14 protein-coding genes are annotated in these 15170 nt (G+C 56.2%); all 14 read left to right on the top strand.

The window, feature by feature from the left end; translation table 11 throughout:
* The first annotated feature begins 9 nt into the window (after positions 1-9).
* The 14 genes from rlmN to ERD84_RS09355 all read left to right on the top strand — a co-directional run bounded on the left by rlmN (position 10) and on the right by ERD84_RS09355 (position 15042).
* Positions 10-1170, top strand: a complete 1161-nt coding sequence (gene rlmN / locus ERD84_RS09290; RefSeq protein WP_130039342.1) for a dual-specificity RNA methyltransferase RlmN — start codon at positions 10-12, stop codon at positions 1168-1170.
* Entirely contained in the window at positions 1167-1667 is a 501-nt protein-coding gene (locus ERD84_RS09295; protein ID WP_130039343.1) for a helix-turn-helix domain-containing protein, read from the top strand. The genes rlmN and ERD84_RS09295 overlap by 4 nt, the downstream gene beginning before the upstream one ends.
* Complete coding sequence (gene ispG / locus ERD84_RS09300) at positions 1664-2968, top strand: flavodoxin-dependent (E)-4-hydroxy-3-methylbut-2-enyl-diphosphate synthase (RefSeq protein ID WP_130039344.1); 1305 nt, start codon at positions 1664-1666, stop codon at positions 2966-2968. The genes ERD84_RS09295 and ispG overlap by 4 nt, the downstream gene beginning before the upstream one ends.
* 27 nt (positions 2969-2995) lie before the next feature.
* Positions 2996-4285 (top strand): histidine--tRNA ligase, encoded by a 1290-nt coding sequence (gene hisS, locus ERD84_RS09305; protein WP_130039345.1) that lies wholly within the window; start codon positions 2996-2998, stop codon positions 4283-4285.
* Between the two features lie 3 nt (positions 4286-4288).
* Positions 4289-4924 carry a YfgM family protein gene (locus ERD84_RS09310; RefSeq protein WP_130039346.1) on the top strand — a complete coding sequence of 212 codons (636 nt, stop codon included), beginning with the start codon at positions 4289-4291 and terminating at the stop codon, positions 4922-4924.
* A gap of 3 nt (positions 4925-4927) precedes the next feature.
* Positions 4928-6085, top strand: a complete 1158-nt coding sequence (gene bamB / locus ERD84_RS09315; protein ID WP_130039347.1) for an outer membrane protein assembly factor BamB — start codon at positions 4928-4930, stop codon at positions 6083-6085.
* Positions 6082-7521, top strand: coding sequence for a ribosome biogenesis GTPase Der (gene der, locus ERD84_RS09320; protein WP_130039348.1), 1440 nt, complete (start codon positions 6082-6084; stop codon positions 7519-7521). Before bamB ends, der begins: the two co-directional genes overlap by 4 nt.
* The gene (gene hisC, locus ERD84_RS09325; RefSeq protein WP_130039349.1) at positions 7518-8603 is read left to right on the top strand and encodes a histidinol-phosphate transaminase; all 1086 of its coding nucleotides are present in this window, start codon (positions 7518-7520) and stop codon (positions 8601-8603) included. The genes der and hisC overlap by 4 nt, the downstream gene beginning before the upstream one ends.
* Positions 8604-8718: 115 nt before the next feature.
* Positions 8719-8955, top strand: coding sequence for an RNA chaperone Hfq (gene hfq, locus ERD84_RS09330; RefSeq protein WP_013742471.1), 237 nt, complete (start codon positions 8719-8721; stop codon positions 8953-8955).
* Between the two features lie 78 nt (positions 8956-9033).
* Positions 9034-10131, top strand: a complete 1098-nt coding sequence (gene hflX, locus ERD84_RS09335) for a GTPase HflX (RefSeq protein ID WP_130039350.1) — start codon at positions 9034-9036, stop codon at positions 10129-10131.
* A complete protein-coding gene (hflK, locus tag ERD84_RS09340; RefSeq protein WP_130039351.1) occupies positions 10106-11416 on the top strand; it encodes an FtsH protease activity modulator HflK in 1311 nt (436 codons plus the stop codon). The genes hflX and hflK overlap by 26 nt, the downstream gene beginning before the upstream one ends.
* A 9-nt stretch (positions 11417-11425) precedes the next feature.
* Positions 11426-12322, top strand: coding sequence for a protease modulator HflC (hflC, locus tag ERD84_RS09345; RefSeq protein ID WP_130039352.1), 897 nt, complete (start codon positions 11426-11428; stop codon positions 12320-12322).
* A 175-nt stretch (positions 12323-12497) separates the two neighbouring features.
* Positions 12498-13661: an ATP phosphoribosyltransferase regulatory subunit gene (locus ERD84_RS09350; protein ID WP_130040013.1), complete on the top strand. Its 1164-nt coding sequence runs from the start codon at positions 12498-12500 to the stop codon at positions 13659-13661.
* A gap of 85 nt (positions 13662-13746) precedes the next feature.
* Entirely contained in the window at positions 13747-15042 is a 1296-nt protein-coding gene (locus ERD84_RS09355; protein ID WP_167667374.1) for an adenylosuccinate synthase, read from the top strand.
* Positions 15043-15170 lie beyond the last annotated feature (128 nt).

Below are 15170 nucleotides of genomic sequence, written 5' to 3' on the forward strand. Positions count from 1 at the left end.
ACCAACATCATGTCCGTCAACGAAACCATTAATCTGCTCGGTCTGGATACTCCGGCACTGACCGACCTGGTCGGCCAGTGGGGCGGTAAGCCCTTCCGCGCCAAGCAGCTGCAGCGCTGGGTACATCAGCGCGGCGCTGATTCGTTTGACGACATGACCGATCTGGCGCGTGAATTTCGCGTACAGCTGGCAGAGCACTGTTCGATTGCCGCCCCTCCGGTGTCAATCGAACAGCGTTCCGCTGACGGTACGCGAAAATGGCTATTTGACGTAGGCAAGAACAATGCCGTCGAAGCCGTATTCATACCAGAGGACGACCGCGGCACACTATGCATCTCCAGCCAGGCGGGTTGCACGGTGGCGTGTCCCTTTTGTTCGACCGGCTACCAGGGCTTCAATCGCAACCTGACCACGGCTGAAATCATTGGCCAGCTCTGGCATGCGCGGCGCGTCCTGCAATCCGACATGCAAAGTGCACGTACTGCGTCCAATGGCTCGCAAAGCCAGGCTGATCCGGCCCGCGTAATCAGCAATGTGGTCATGATGGGCATGGGCGAGCCTTTGCTCAATTACGATCAAGTGCTGGGCGCCTTGCGCCTGATGCTTGACGACAATGCCTATGGTTTATCGCGCAGGCGCGTCACGGTGTCGACCTCTGGCGTGGTCCCCATGATGGATCGCCTCGGGCGCGATTGCCCGGTTGCACTGGCGGTATCGCTGCATGCGCCCAACGATGCGCTACGCGATAAACTGGTGCCGCTTAATCGCAAGCACCCCTTGGCCGAGCTGCTGGCGGCCTGTAATCGCTACCTTGAGCATGCGCCACGTGACTTCATCACTTTTGAGTACATTATGCTGGATGGCGTCAACGATACCGACCAGCATGCGCGCGAATTGATTACTATTGCTCAACAGGTGCGATGCAAATTCAACTTGATTCCGTTCAATCCATTTCCGCAATCAGGTCTGAAGCGTTCTCCAGCAACACGCGTGCGCTTATTTGCACAGCGTTTGATGGATGCAGGAATAGTAACGACGGTGCGTAAAACACGTGGCGATGATATTGCGGCGGCATGCGGGCAGTTAGCCGGCGATGTCAAAGACCGTACGCGTATCAGCCAGCGTTTGCCGGATCGCGCCATTATCGAAATAAAACAGGAGCGTGGATGAATGAACCGTCTTTAATCAGGGAGGCCCGGCCTGAGGTCGATGATCCAGACTTGCCCACAGGCGTGGGTGCAACGCTGCGCCGGCTCCGTGAAGCGAAGCAACTGTCGCCAGGCGAAGTGTCTGCCCGCCTGAAGTTCTCCAGCCGTCAACTCGAGGCCCTGGAGACCGAGCAGTGGGATCGCCTTCCTAGCGGCATGCCGCTGCGTGGATTCGTCAGGAACTATGGCCGTTACCTACAAGCCGACGTCGATGCCTTGCTTGTCATGCTCGATAATCAGGTTGGTACCACAGCGGTGGCCAAGCCAACCGCTTTGAATACGGCTCAGACGCTCGGGCCCAGCGATCTACCGCTGCATGGCGAGCCTGCCAATCGACCCTGGGGCTGGTTTATTGTTATTCTCATTTTGTTGTTTGTTGCCGGTTTCTATGCCATAGAGCGTGGCTGGGTGCCCGACTCCTGGTTGATATTCGACTGGCTAAAATCCCTGAAAGCATGATTATCGAACCAGGCCTGAATCAGGCTGATACGCCATTGAAAGTAGGTACTGCGGGGCGTCGGCCCACACGGGCTGTCGCCGTCCAATGGGGCGGTCGCGTGGTTCAGGTGGGGGGCAATGCACCCGTGGTGGTGCAGTCCATGACCAACACCGATACCGCCGATGCCATTGCCACCGCCATACAGGTCAAAGACCTGGCTCAGGCGGGTTCCGAGCTGGTCAGGATTACGGTCAACACACCCGAAGCAGCCCGCGAGGTGCCTGCCATTCGCGAGCAGCTTGATCGTATGAATGTGTCGGTGCCCCTGGTCGGCGACTTTCACTACAACGGCCACAAGCTGTTGGCCGATTTCCCCGAGTGTGCCCAGGCATTGTCAAAATACCGCATCAACCCTGGCAACATGGGTGGAGGCAAGAAGCGTGGCGACAATTTTGCACAAATGATAGAAGTAGCCTGCCGCTACGAAAAGCCGGTACGAATAGGTGTTAACTGGGGCAGTCTCGATCACGAGCTGATGGCCCGCATGATGGACGACAACAGCCGCCGGGCGCAGCCCTGGGATGCCCAGGCTGTTATGCGCGATGCCTTGGTGGTGTCCGCCATCAGCAATGCCCGGCGTGCCGAAGAGTTGGGCTTGCCGTCCAATGCCATCGTACTGTCGTGCAAAGTCAGTCACGTGCAGGACTTGATCACTGTTTATCAGGATTTATCGGCACGTTGTGACTATCCCGTCCACCTTGGGCTGACCGAAGCCGGTATGGGCAGCAAAGGTATTGTGGCCTCGACGGCTGCCTTGTCCGTTTTGTTGCAGCAGGGTATAGGCGACACCATCCGTATTTCGCTTACACCCGAACCGGGCGGAGATCGTCGGCGCGAAGTCATCGTCGCCCAGGAAATTCTGCAAAGCATGGGCTTGCGTGCCTTTACGCCCATGGTCGTGGCGTGTCCAGGCTGCGGACGTACCAGCAGTACGGTATTTCAAGAGCTTGCCGACAGCATTCAGTCATATCTGCGCGATCAGATGCCGGTTTGGAAAAATCGTTATCCGGGTGTAGAAACCATGAATGTGGCCGTTATGGGATGTGTGGTCAACGGCCCCGGAGAAAGCCGGCACGCCGATATTGGTATCAGCCTGCCTGGTACGGGCGAAGTGCCTTCAGCCCCGGTTTATGTCGACGGAAAACGCACGGTCACCCTGAAGGGCGATACTATCGCCCAGGAGTTCCAGGCCATCGTTGAACAATATGTCGAACGACGCTATGGTGCGGGCGATACGAACAATAACAAGGTAGGCGGCTGAAGCCGCAGATACATAGAAAATTTATTTATGACGCAGTCGTTTCAGAAGGTTCGTGCCCTCACAGGCATGAAAGATATACTTCCCGATACCAGTTCTCAGTGGGAAACACTGGAAGCCACGGTACGGGCATGGTTGGCCGCCTACGGCTATCGCAATATGCGTACCCCCGTACTCGAGCAGACCCGGCTCTTTACGCGAGGCATCGGCGAAGTCACCGATATCGTCGAAAAAGAAATGTACTCATTTACCGATGCGCTCAATAACGAGCACCTGACCATGCGGCCCGAATTCACTGCTGGCATGGTGCGTGCAAGCATCGAGCACAATATGCTGTACGACCGTCCGCATCGTGTCTACGCCATGGGTCCGGTGTTTCGCCACGAAAAGCCGCAGCGTGGGCGCTATCGCCAGTTTCACCAGATCGACGTCGAAGCACTGGGCTTTGCAGGCCCCGATATCGACGCCGAGCTCATCATCATGCTGGGTCGCCTCTGGAAAATACTGGGTCTTAGCGATATTCGGCTGGAACTCAACTCATTGGGTCAGGCTCACGAGCGTGCCGCGCATCGCAGTGCCCTGATCGAGTATCTTGAGCAGCATCAAGAAGTGTTGGACGAAGAAGCTCGCCGGCGCATGCACACCAATCCGTTGCGGGTACTCGACACCAAGAATCCGGCCATGCAGGATATGGCCAACAACGCTCCGCGCCTGTTCGACTTTCTGGGGGCAGAATCACTGGCTCATTTTCAGGAGGTGTGCGATCGCCTGAGCGACGCCGGTATCGAGTATCGTTTGAACCCACGTCTGGTTCGTGGGCTCGACTATTACAACCTGACAGTTTTTGAATGGGTGACTGATCGCCTGGGTGCGCAGGGTACCGTATGCGGTGGTGGCCGTTATGATGGTCTGATTGAATTATTGGGTGGTAAGCCTGCTCCGGCAGTGGGTTTTGCCATTGGGGTCGAGCGTTTGCTTGACTTGTGTGCACACTCGGGCGAGGTCACTTCACCTCCTGAATGCCAAGTGTATGTCATTCACCAGGGAGCAGCAGCTCAACGTTTGGCTGCCCGACTGGCAGAGCAGATGCGTGATGAAGGCTTGCGCGTGATTGTTCATGCGGGTTCGACTGGCTTCAAGTCGCAGTTCAAGCGCGCTGATGCCAGTGGCGCCAGCCTGGCGGTTATTCTTGGGGAAGATGAAGTCGCCTCCGCTAGCGCCAGTATCAAATGGCTACGGGAACCGGCCATTGAAGGCCAGCCTCAGCAGGAAACGGTCCCTCTGGATCGCTTGATGAAAGAATTGAAATTAAAGGTTTAAGGCATGGCATACGATTTAGAAGAACAGGAAAAACTTGACGCATTGCGCGCATGGTGGGAACGCTACGGTACATTGCTGGTTGTGCTGAGCTTTGTCGTGGTGGCCGGTGTCGTGGGGTGGCGTGGCTGGCAGTGGTATCAAGGGCATACCGCGAGCCAGGCCATGGGCTACTTCGAGGCACTTGAGGGCGCGGCTCGCCAACAGGGCGATGATGCCTTGGCACGTGTCAAGGCTGCCAGCAATACTTTACGCGATGATTTCAGCAAGTCGGGCTATACGCCACGTGGCGTGCTGATTGCGGCTCAGGTCTTGCAGCAACGCAACGACCTCGATGGTGCACGTGAGCAGCTTGAATGGCTGGTCAACAACAGTTCCGACCCAAGCCTGATACCACTGGCCAAGCTCAGATTGGCAGGGGTGCTGCTTGAGCAAAAACAGTATGATCAGGCTCTTGCGCAGGTAGCCGATGCACCTCCCGCTTTTGCTGGGCTTTACGCCGACCGCCAAGGTGATATTCTATTGGCACAAGGTAAAACAGCCGAGGCAAAAAAGGCTTGGGAAACTGCACTGAAGGCATTCGGTAATGACCCTGTGACGCAAATCGTTCAATTGAAGATAGATGCTTTAGGTGGAGCCTGATTCATGCATATTGCCGTCTCTCGCCGTATCGTGCGCAGTGCTGTCCTTGCCCTGAGCGTTGCCGCACTGGCGGGCTGCTCGATGTTCTCCAGTCCCAACCCGCGTTATGAACCAGCGCCCCTTACCGAATATCCGGCGGGCATATCGGCGCATATCGCCTGGTCGGTATCGATAGGCAGCGGCGGTGGCTACGGGTTTGCTCCCGCACTGGTCGGCGAAGCCGTATACGCCGCTACGCCCAATGGCAATATCAGCAAGCTGAATGCGGCTTCTGGCGCTGTCCTGTGGCAGTCCAACGCAGGAGTCGATCTGTCGGCAGGCGTAGGTTCCGACGGACGTACAACCGCCGTCGCTGCTGGCGATGGTACGGTCATTGCCTTTAACGACCAGGGTATCGAAAAGTGGCGCGGCAAGGCAAGCAGTGCGGTCAATATGCCACCTGCCGTCGGGAACGGCATTGTTGCGGTACGCAGCAGCGATTACCGTATTCAGGCTTTCGACGAGGAAACCGGCGAATTGCGCTGGAGCCTGCAGCGCCCCGGCCCGGCTCTGGCTCTGAAAACCAATATGCAAATGGTTATTGTCGATGGCCTGCTGGTTTCGGGGCTGCCCAATGGTCGTCTTATTGCAATCGATACTCGTAGTGGCAACGTCCAGTGGGAAGGCACCGTGTCGGTGTCCCAGGGCGCGACCGACCTCGAACGCATCAGCGATGTGGTCGGTACACCGCAGCTGCAAGGTCCCTTGCTGTGCGGTGTGACGTATCAGGGGCGCATGGTGTGCTTTGATCTTACACAGGGCGGCAGGCCGCTGTGGGAGCAGTATTTCTCCAGCAATACCGGCATGGCCACCGATACGCGGCAAGCTTATTCCGCCAATCAGCGGGGGCAAGTCCACGCATTTGCCCTTAATGACGGGCATGAGGTCTGGAAGCAGGATGCTCTGGCCAACCGCCGCCTGTCGTCACCAGCGGTCATTCCGCAGGCTGTCGCTTTTGGTGACTACGAAGGCTATGTGCATTTCCTGTCACGCGCTGATGGTCAACTGCTTGGCCGTGTACACGTGGGTGGTGACGCCATTATTTCACCGCTCCTGGCCAGCAATAATGGCGTGCTGGTACAAACAGGCAACGGAAATCTGGTATTGGTTGGTGTCAATTGAACAGCACTGCATATAAGCCGGTTGTTGCCCTGGTAGGGCGCGCCAACGTGGGCAAGTCCACATTGTTCAACCGGATCACGCGTTCGCGCGCCGCGTTGGTCGCCGATTTTTCAGGTCTGACACGCGACCGGCACTATGGCGAAGGACGAGTGGGCGAACACCCATTTATTGCGGTCGATACTGGCGGCTTCGAACCGGTCGCCAAAAATGGCATTCTGCTCGAAATGGCGCGCCAGACGCAGCAGGCCATAGCCGAGTCCGACGTCGTCATTTTTTTGGTGGATGCACGCGCAGGCGTCAATGCCCACGATCACGAAATTGCGCGTTTATTGCGCAAATCGGGTCAACGTGTCTTTCTTGCTGTCAACAAGGCTGAAGGCATGCGCTATGGTTCGGCTACGGCAGAGTTTCATGAGCTGGGTCTGGGCGAACCGCATGCCATTTCCGCATCGCATGGCGATGGCGTGGTCGATCTGATCGAGCATGCGCTGTCGTATCTCGACGATGTGCACGAGGCCGACGCTACCGAAGAGCCGGAGTTCATCGCCGATGATGTCGAACCCTCCCTGGAGGACGATGATCAGGCCGGGCACGACACAGAACCAAGCGCAGACGCAGAAGTATCGCACCGTATCAAGCTCGCCATTGTCGGACGCCCTAATGTGGGCAAGTCGACCTTGATCAATACCTTGCTGGGCGAAGACCGCGTCATAGCCTTTGATATGCCTGGCACTACGCGTGACGCTATCGAGATCGAATTCGAGCGCAATGGTCTGGCTTATACCCTCATCGATACGGCCGGCTTGCGTCGTCGTGGCAAAGTCTTTGAAGCCATCGAGAAGTTCTCTGTCATCAAGACGTTGCAGGCCATAGAGGCGTGCAATGTTGTCGTGCTGATGCTCGATGCCCAGACTGAAATTTCCGATCAGGATGCGCACATCGCCGGCTTTGTCCTTGAGACAGGCAGGGCGCTGGTGGTGGCCATCAATAAGTGGGATGGCCTCGATCGCGATCAGCGCGAGCGCATCCAGCGCGATTTTGACCGCAAGCTGCATTTTCTGTCGTTTGCAAAAATGCATACGGTTTCGGCGCTGAAGGGCCAGGGTGTCAATGCCTTGCTCAAGTCTGTGAATGCGGCTCATGCTGCAGCGTTTGCCAAGCTGTCCACACCCAAACTGACTCGTGTGCTGCATGCAGCCGTCGAGCAACAGCAGCCGCCACGCAAGGGCATTTTCCGGCCCAAGATGCGCTATGCGCACCAAGGGGGGCAAAATCCGCCACTTATCATCATTCATGGCAATGCCCTTGATGCCATATCGGATTCTTACCGACGCTACCTAGAGGGGCGTTTTCGTAGCGAGTTCAAGCTTGATGGCACGCCGCTACGCATAGAGTTCAAGTCTTCTCAGAATCCTTATCTACAGGGGGCGCAGTGAGTCGTTTCTGGAGTGATCATCTTGCTGATCTGACGCCTTATGTGGCGGGTGAGCAACCCAAGAGTGTCACCAATCTGCTCAAGCTCAATACCAATGAGCATCCATACGGACCGTCGCCACGGGCACTAGAGGCAATCAAGCATGCGGCTAGTGACCGCCTGCGCCTGTATCCCGACAATGAGTCGGTCAAGCTGCGCGCAGCCATTGCCCAATTGCATGACCTGGATATCAAGCAGGTGTTTGTCGGCAACGGTTCCGATGAAGTCCTGGCACATATCTTCAATGGTTTGTTCCGCCGCTCGGGGCGAGCCTTGTTGATGCCGGACATCACCTACAGCTTCTACCGGACTTACTGCACCTTGTACCAGATACCGGTCCAATTGGTGCCTCTGGCCGATGATTTTTCGATTCGTGTCGACGATTACACCCAGGCCCACAGCGTAGAGCCGGCGGGCATTATATTTTCGAATCCCAATGCGCCCACAGGCATTGCCCTGACGCTTGACGATATCAGGGCGATTGCTGCTGCCAACCCCGATATTCCCGTGGTGGTTGACGAGGCTTATGTCGATTTCGGTGCCGAAACAGCTATTGCACTGCTCAAAGAGTACGACAATATCGTCGTGGTGCATACCTTGTCCAAGTCGCGTTCGTTGGCGGGCTTGCGTGTGGGGTTCGCCGTAGCCGACTCTCAGGTTATTCAGGGCCTGAATCGTGTCAAGGATAGCTTCAACTCTTATCCGTTAGATGTTCTGGCCCAGGCCGGAGCCGTAGCTGCCCTGGAAGACACCGCTTACTTTAAGCAGATGTGCCAGGCGGTTATCGATGCACGAACCCAGCTTACAGAGCAGTTGACCGGACTTGGTTTCCAGGTATTGCCCAGCAAAACCAACTTTGTGTTCGCACGGCATCCGAAATTCGAGGGTGCTGCACTTGCCCAGGCGCTACGCGAGCAAAACATATTGGTGCGACACTTCAAGCTGCCCCGTATAGACCAGTTTTTGCGTATTACCGTGGGAACTCTCGAAGATTGCGAGCGTCTATGTAATAGCTTGGTCAAAATACTCGAGAAAACATATTAAAATATCTTGAACTCGACTAATTGTCACTTGCGTAACGTGCGCATTCAGGGAAAACCCTGTAAAGTAGCACTGTCACAATACCACCTTAAATAACAACACATTCGGAGCCTAGCCAATGAGCAATAAAGGGCAAACACTACAAGATCCATTTTTAAACGCCCTTCGCAAGGACCACGTACCTGTATCCATCTATCTGGTTAACGGAATCAAGCTGCAGGGTCAGGTCGAGTCTTTCGACCAGTATGTCGTATTGCTGCGCAATACCGTTACGCAAATGGTCTACAAGCACGCTATTTCCACTGTTGTACCTGCCCGTCCAGTCAACTTCCAAGTGGATGAACCTTCTGAATAAGCTGCCGCATAGCCTTATCACCACCGGAACGCCCGCCGTGTGCCTCGCGCCGGCGGGCATTTCTTTTGGTCTGCCCGCATGAAGGTACTGATAGTCAGCGTTGATCTCGGAGAACCCGACTATTCCGCTCATGCCGAAGAGTTCGCCATGCTGGCCGAAGGTGCTGGTGCCGAAGTCGTCGCTACGATAGTTGCCAGACGGGCACGTCCCGACGCGGCGCATTTCATTGGCTCAGGCAAGCTCGAAGAGGCTGTACTGGTGGCAGAGGCGGAACAAGCTGAGCTTGTTCTGTTCGATCAGGCGCTTACGCCGGCGCAGCAACGTAATTTAGAAAGAGGCTTTAAACTACGTGTGGTGGATAGGGTTGCGCTGATTCTTGATATCTTTGCCCTCAGGGCCAAGAGCCACGAGGGTAAGCTGCAGGTCGAGCTGGCACAACTGCAGCACTTGTCGACTCGGTTGACGCGCATGTGGTCTCACCTTGAGCGTCAACGCGGCGGTATAGGCATGCGAGGTCCGGGCGAGGCACAACTCGAAATGGACCGCCGCATGATAGGTGATAAGGTGCGTTTGCTGCGTGAGCGCCTGGCGCGTGTACAGCGCCAGCGCACCACTCAGCGACGGGCGCGATCACGCAGCAACACCTTGTCGGTGTCGCTGGTAGGTTATACCAACGCGGGCAAATCGACCTTGTTTAATGCTTTGACGCGAGCCGGGGCCTACGCGGCCGACCAGTTGTTTGCCACGCTCGATACCACTACGCGGCGCGTATGGATAGAAGGGGCAGGGCAAGTGGTCATCTCGGATACGGTTGGTTTCATACGCGATCTGCCTCCCACGCTGATCGCTGCATTCCGGGCGACCCTGGAAGAAACCGTACAGGCTGACCTATTGCTGCATGTGGTCGATGCTGCAAGTCCTCAGCGCGATGAGCAGATTGTCGAGGTAAACAAAGTATTGGCCGATATCGGTGCAGCCGATATTCCACTGATCCTTGTCTATAACAAAATCGACCTGGCTGGTTACGAGCCAAGAATGGAGCGTAACGAACATGGTACGATTGCACGAGTTTTTGTAAGCGCCGCAGGGCGCACGGGTTTGGACGATTTGCGTGGGGCAATTGTCGAATCCGGTCAAATCGCGGGAAATAATGCGTTTAATGTCGAAAATATTTAATTTGAATGATCCGGGCTGGGGACGAGGCAACAACAACGGTTCCGAACCGCCCCGTCGTCCAAATCAGGGCGAAGGTCCTCCTGACCTGGACGAGGTCTGGCGCGATTTCAATAATCGGCTGGGGTCTCTGTTTGGGCGCAAGCCCAAGCGTGGCGGCCAGTCCGGCGGTGGTAATGGCAGTGGCTCGGGTAGCCGCCCACAATTGCCCAAAGGATCACCCAAAAGCATTGCGATCATCGTGGCGATTATCGTCGCGCTCTGGCTGGCCAGCGGCTTCATCATTGTCCAGGAAGGCCAGGTTGCGGTGGTGACCAAATTTGGCAAGTACACCAAAACATTGCCGCCAGGCCTGCAGTGGCGCCTGCCGTATCCGATTGAAGCACATCAGAGCGTCAATATTGCGCAGTTGCGTACTTTCGAAGTGGGTTATCGTGGCAATGCACGTAACAAGGTCCTGCCGGAATCCCTGATGCTGACCACCGACGAGAACATCGTCGACCTGCAGTTTGTGGTGCAGTATCGCCTGATGCCCAACGGTGCACCAGACTACCTGTTCAAGACCAGTCATCCCGATGAGTCTGTGCGGCAAGCCGCTGAAACCGCCATGCGCGAAATCGTCGGCAAGAAGCCCATGGACTTTGTCCTGTATTCCGGACGTACTGAAGTGGCAACTGAAGTGCAAAGCCTGGCGCAAAGCATACTTGATCGCTACGAAACGGGTATTCAGATCAGTACGGTTGCCATCCAGAACGTGCAACCGCCCGAGCAGGTGCAGGCCGCCTTCGATGATGCCGTCAAGGCCGGTCAGGATCGCGAACGCCAAATCAACGAAGGTAACGCGTATGCCAACAAGGTGTTGCCCGAAGCCCAGGGTCAGGTCGCACGGATGATACAAGAAGCCGAAGGGTATCGCGCCACCGTAATTGGTGACGCAAGCGGTGATACGGCACGCTTTACCAAAGTAGAGGCCGAATTCGCCAAGGCTCCCGACATCACTCGCGAACGCATGTATCTGTCGACCATGCAGGAAATACTAGAGAACAGCAGCAAGATCATGATTGATTCCCAGGCCAGCAACAACATGCTGTATCTGCCCCTGGATAAAATCATGAACCAGGCAGCGGGCGACCATCGCAGCTTCAGTGGATCCATTGAAAGCACTTCCAGCGCCGCAGCGGCGTCAACGACTCAGCCGGCTAAGCAGTCCGCTCCGGCACGACCCGCTACGTCGTCCGACGGCGACACTACGGTCAATTCGTCGTTGTCCAATCCGTATTCGCGCTAGGAGGCCATAATGCAACGTTTTTTCCCTGCTTTAGTCGGCCTGGTCATTCTCCTGGCCATCCTGTCTACTTGTGTATTTGTTGTCCGCGAACGTGATGCCGTACTGGTCTTTGCCCTGGGTGAAGTGCGCGACACCATTACCGAGCCTGGCTTGCATTTCAAACTGCCGCCACCTTTTGAAACGGTGGTCAGACTCGACAAGCGTCTGCAAACCATCGAAACCAACGATCCCGAACGTATCCAGACTGCTGAAAAGAAGAACCTGCTGATCGATTCTTTCGTCAAGTGGCGTATTGCTGATCCACGTCTGTTTTATGTCACTTTTGGTGCCAACGACCGGGCAGCAGTCGAACGTCTTACTGCACAAATCCGTGATGCCCTGAACGCCTCGGTAAACGTACGTACAGTCAAGGAAGTCGTTTCGAACGAGCGTGACACCATCATGCGCGAAATCTTGAGCAATGTTGAAGAACGTGCCAAGCCGCTTGGTGTCGAGGTGGTCGATGTGCGCTTGCGCCGCATCGACTTTGCCCCGGAGATCTCTGAATCGGTGTACCGCCGTATGGAAGCCGAGCGTAAACAGGAAGCCAATCGCTTGAGGGCGACGGGTGCTGCCGATAGCGAGCGCATTCGTGCGCAGGCTGATCGCGAGCGTCAGGAGTTGCTGGCCAAGGCTTATGCCCAGGCGCAAGGGATCAAGGGTGAGGGTGACGCCAAGGCTGCTGCCATTTATGCAGAAGCCTACGGTGCAAATCCCGACTTCTATAGCCTGTACAAGAGTCTTGAAGGCTATAAGGCCGCATTCTCCGACTCCAGCGATGCGCTTGTGATCAGCCCCAAGTCCGAGTTCTTCCGATTCTGGAACTCAGGTACAGGCAAGCAAGGCGTACAGCCCGGCACTCCTTAAGCTACTTGCCCCGCAACACACAAAACAGGCTCCGAATAATCGGGGCCTGTTTCACTTCTTGCGGCTATCGTTTATACTAACGCGTAAGTTTTGTTTAACTTTTGCCGCAAGCGACTTGGCGGGCTTACGCCCCAGGTCGCTTTTTGTTTGGCACTTTCCCGCATTGGTTCGCATGATGTCCAACTGGTTGTTGCCAGAAAGCCTGGCCGATATTTTGCCCGCCGAGGCGCGTCGCATAGAAGAATTGCGGCGTGGCCTGCTGGATCTGTATCGCACCTATGGCTTTGAGCTCGTTGCTCCGCCGTTGGTCGAATACATCGAGTCCTTATTATCAGGCACCGGCGCCGATCTAAATCTACGTACCTGCAAACTTATCGACCAGGTTTCCGGGCGTACCCTGGGGGTACGTGCCGACATGACGCCGCAGGTGTCTCGCATAGACGCTCATTTGCTTAACCGCGAAGGCGTAACACGCCTGTGCTACTGCGGCACGGTATTGCATGCACGGCCTGCAGGCTTGTTGTCTGACCGCGAGCTGCTGCAGATTGGCGCCGAGATTTTCGGCCATTCCGGTGTCGAGGCCGATATCGAAGTCATCGAGTTGGCCCTGGCCAGTGTCAAACGGGCAGGCGTCCAGCATGCACGGGTCGACCTCAATCACCCTGGTGTCTTGCGGTCGATCATCGACTCCGATCCGGCGCTGGCCGACTTTGCTGATCGCATCCACGAGTTGCTGGGCACCAAAGATGTCCCCGGACTGACTGAGTTGGGTACGCAAATTTCAGGTGTTCAAACCGGTAGTATTCAGGCGCTCATACAGCTTGCATCACTGTATGGCACCACCGGGGTCATCACCAAGGCGCGTAGCGTGTTGCCGGCGTTGCCGGCCCTGCATGCGGCTCTCGACGATCTCGACGTCCTCATTGCAGCATTGCCGGGCCACGAATTCAGCATTGATCTGGCCGATATGGGCAGTGGTTATGGCTACCACTCTGGCGTAGTGTTTTCCATTTACGCTCATGGCTGGCACGATGCGCTGGTGCGCGGAGGGCGCTACGATGGTGTGGGCCGCGCTTTTGGTCGTTCCCGCCCGGCAACAGGGTTTAGTCTTGATTTACGCAAATTGTCATCGGGGCTGCCGGCAGCCCCGGTAGCCAAGGCCATACGTGCTCCTTGGGGTACCGATGCGGCGCTGGTCGATGCTTTGTGCAAGTTGCGCGCTGCAGGCGAGATCGTTGTACAGATGCTGCCGGGGCAACTGCAGTGGCTGGATGAGTTTACCGTTGACCGTGAGCTGGTACCGGACGGTGGAACCTGGAAGGTGAGGGCGATAGCCTAGCCGGGGAACCGGTTTGTTTTATCGTATGATTTAAACCTACTTTGGCCTTGTGTCTATCGGGCCGGAATTTTTTCTGATACGTAACATGAGCAAGAATATCGTTGTAATCGGAACCCAATGGGGTGACGAGGGCAAAGGAAAGATCGTTGACTGGCTGGCTGAGTCGGCCCAGGGTGTAGTACGCTTTCAAGGCGGGCACAATGCCGGCCATACTTTGTGGATCAATGGCAAGAAAACCATTCTGCGCCTGATTCCTTCCGGCATCATGCATGCACACGTTACCTGCTATATCGGCAATGGTGTGGTGCTGTCGCCCGAAGCGCTCCTGAAAGAAATCAGCGAACTCGAAGATGCTGGGCTGGACGTTCGCCCGCGTTTGCAAATCTCGCCAGCCTGCCCACTGATCCTGCCATACCATATTGCTATTGACCAAGCTCGCGAAGCACGCAAGGGCGACGGCAAAATTGGCACGACCGGTCGTGGCATAGGCCCAGCCTACGAAGACAAGATTGGTCGTCGCGCACTACGTGTGCAAGATTTGTACGACCCCGCCATTTTTGACGAAAAGCTGGCTGAAACCCTTGATTTCCACAATTTTGTGCTCACGCAGTACCTGGGTGGCAAGGCTGTTGTCCTGAGCGAGGTCCGTGACCAGGCCATGGCCCTGGCTCCCGTGCTGGAACCCATGGTGGCGGATGTCTCCAGCAATTTGCATCTCGCCCGCAAGGCCGGCCACAAGCTCTTGTTCGAAGGTGCGCAGGGTGCGTTACTCGATATCGACCACGGTACTTATCCTTTCGTGACCAGCAGCAACTGCATAGCGGGTGCCGCATCTGCAGGGGCTGGTGTCGGTCCTCAGGCGCTCGACTATGTGTTGGGCATTGCCAAGGCCTACACCACACGTGTGGGCGGTGGCCCCTTCCCGACCGAGCTGCTCGACGATACCGGCGCACGCCTGGCGACTGTAGGCAAAGAATTTGGCTCGGTTACAGGTCGTCCCCGCCGCTGTGGCTGGTTCGATGGTGCCGCCATGAAACGTTCCGTCATGATCAACGGCATTTCCGGTCTATGCATTACCAAGCTCGATGTACTCGACGGTGTTGAACAGCTCAAGATTGGTGTGGGCTATCGCTATAAAGGGCAGTTTCTTGATGTCTTGCCTTACGGTGCACATGCGGCGGCCGAAGCCGAGCCCGTGCTCGAGGAAATGGCTGGCTGGACGGAGTCCACGGTAGGTATCACCGAATACGACAAACTGCCGGTTAATGCGCGCCGCTATCTCGAGCGCATCGCCGAAGTCTGCGACGTGGGCATCGATATGGTCTCTACCGGTCCCGACCGTATGGAAACCATTGTGTTGCGCCATCCGTTCAACGGCTGATCCACGCCACTGTCGGCTGTAGGTTGTCAGAAGGGCCAGGCTCCGTATGATTCGGGGCCTGGCCTTTTCTTGTGATGCATACGGGTTTATGATTACGTTCCTTGCAACATAGCCCTTTACGGAACCAT

It is taken from the genome of Pollutimonas harenae (assembly GCF_004153685.1).
GTDB classification, from domain to species: Bacteria; Pseudomonadota; Gammaproteobacteria; order Burkholderiales; family Burkholderiaceae_B; genus Pusillimonas_C; species Pusillimonas_C harenae.

Coding starts and splice junctions, on each gene's coding strand:
- bamB (WP_130039347.1), top strand. CDS start 4,928: ATGCATATTGCCGTCTCTCGCCGTATCGTGCGCAGTGCTGTCCTTGCC.
- ERD84_RS09295 (WP_130039343.1), top strand. CDS start 1,167: ATGAATGAACCGTCTTTAATCAGGGAGGCCCGGCCTGAGGTCGATGAT.
- rlmN (WP_130039342.1), top strand. CDS start 10: ATGTCCGTCAACGAAACCATTAATCTGCTCGGTCTGGATACTCCGGCA.
- hfq (WP_013742471.1), top strand. CDS start 8,719: ATGAGCAATAAAGGGCAAACACTACAAGATCCATTTTTAAACGCCCTT.
- ERD84_RS09350 (WP_130040013.1), top strand. CDS start 12,498: ATGTCCAACTGGTTGTTGCCAGAAAGCCTGGCCGATATTTTGCCCGCC.
- ERD84_RS09310 (WP_130039346.1), top strand. CDS start 4,289: ATGGCATACGATTTAGAAGAACAGGAAAAACTTGACGCATTGCGCGCA.
- hisS (WP_130039345.1), top strand. CDS start 2,996: ATGACGCAGTCGTTTCAGAAGGTTCGTGCCCTCACAGGCATGAAAGAT.
- ERD84_RS09355 (WP_167667374.1), top strand. CDS start 13,747: ATGAGCAAGAATATCGTTGTAATCGGAACCCAATGGGGTGACGAGGGC.
- ispG (WP_130039344.1), top strand. CDS start 1,664: ATGATTATCGAACCAGGCCTGAATCAGGCTGATACGCCATTGAAAGTA.
- hflX (WP_130039350.1), top strand. CDS start 9,034: ATGAAGGTACTGATAGTCAGCGTTGATCTCGGAGAACCCGACTATTCC.
- hflC (WP_130039352.1), top strand. CDS start 11,426: ATGCAACGTTTTTTCCCTGCTTTAGTCGGCCTGGTCATTCTCCTGGCC.
- hflK (WP_130039351.1), top strand. CDS start 10,106: ATGCGTTTAATGTCGAAAATATTTAATTTGAATGATCCGGGCTGGGGA.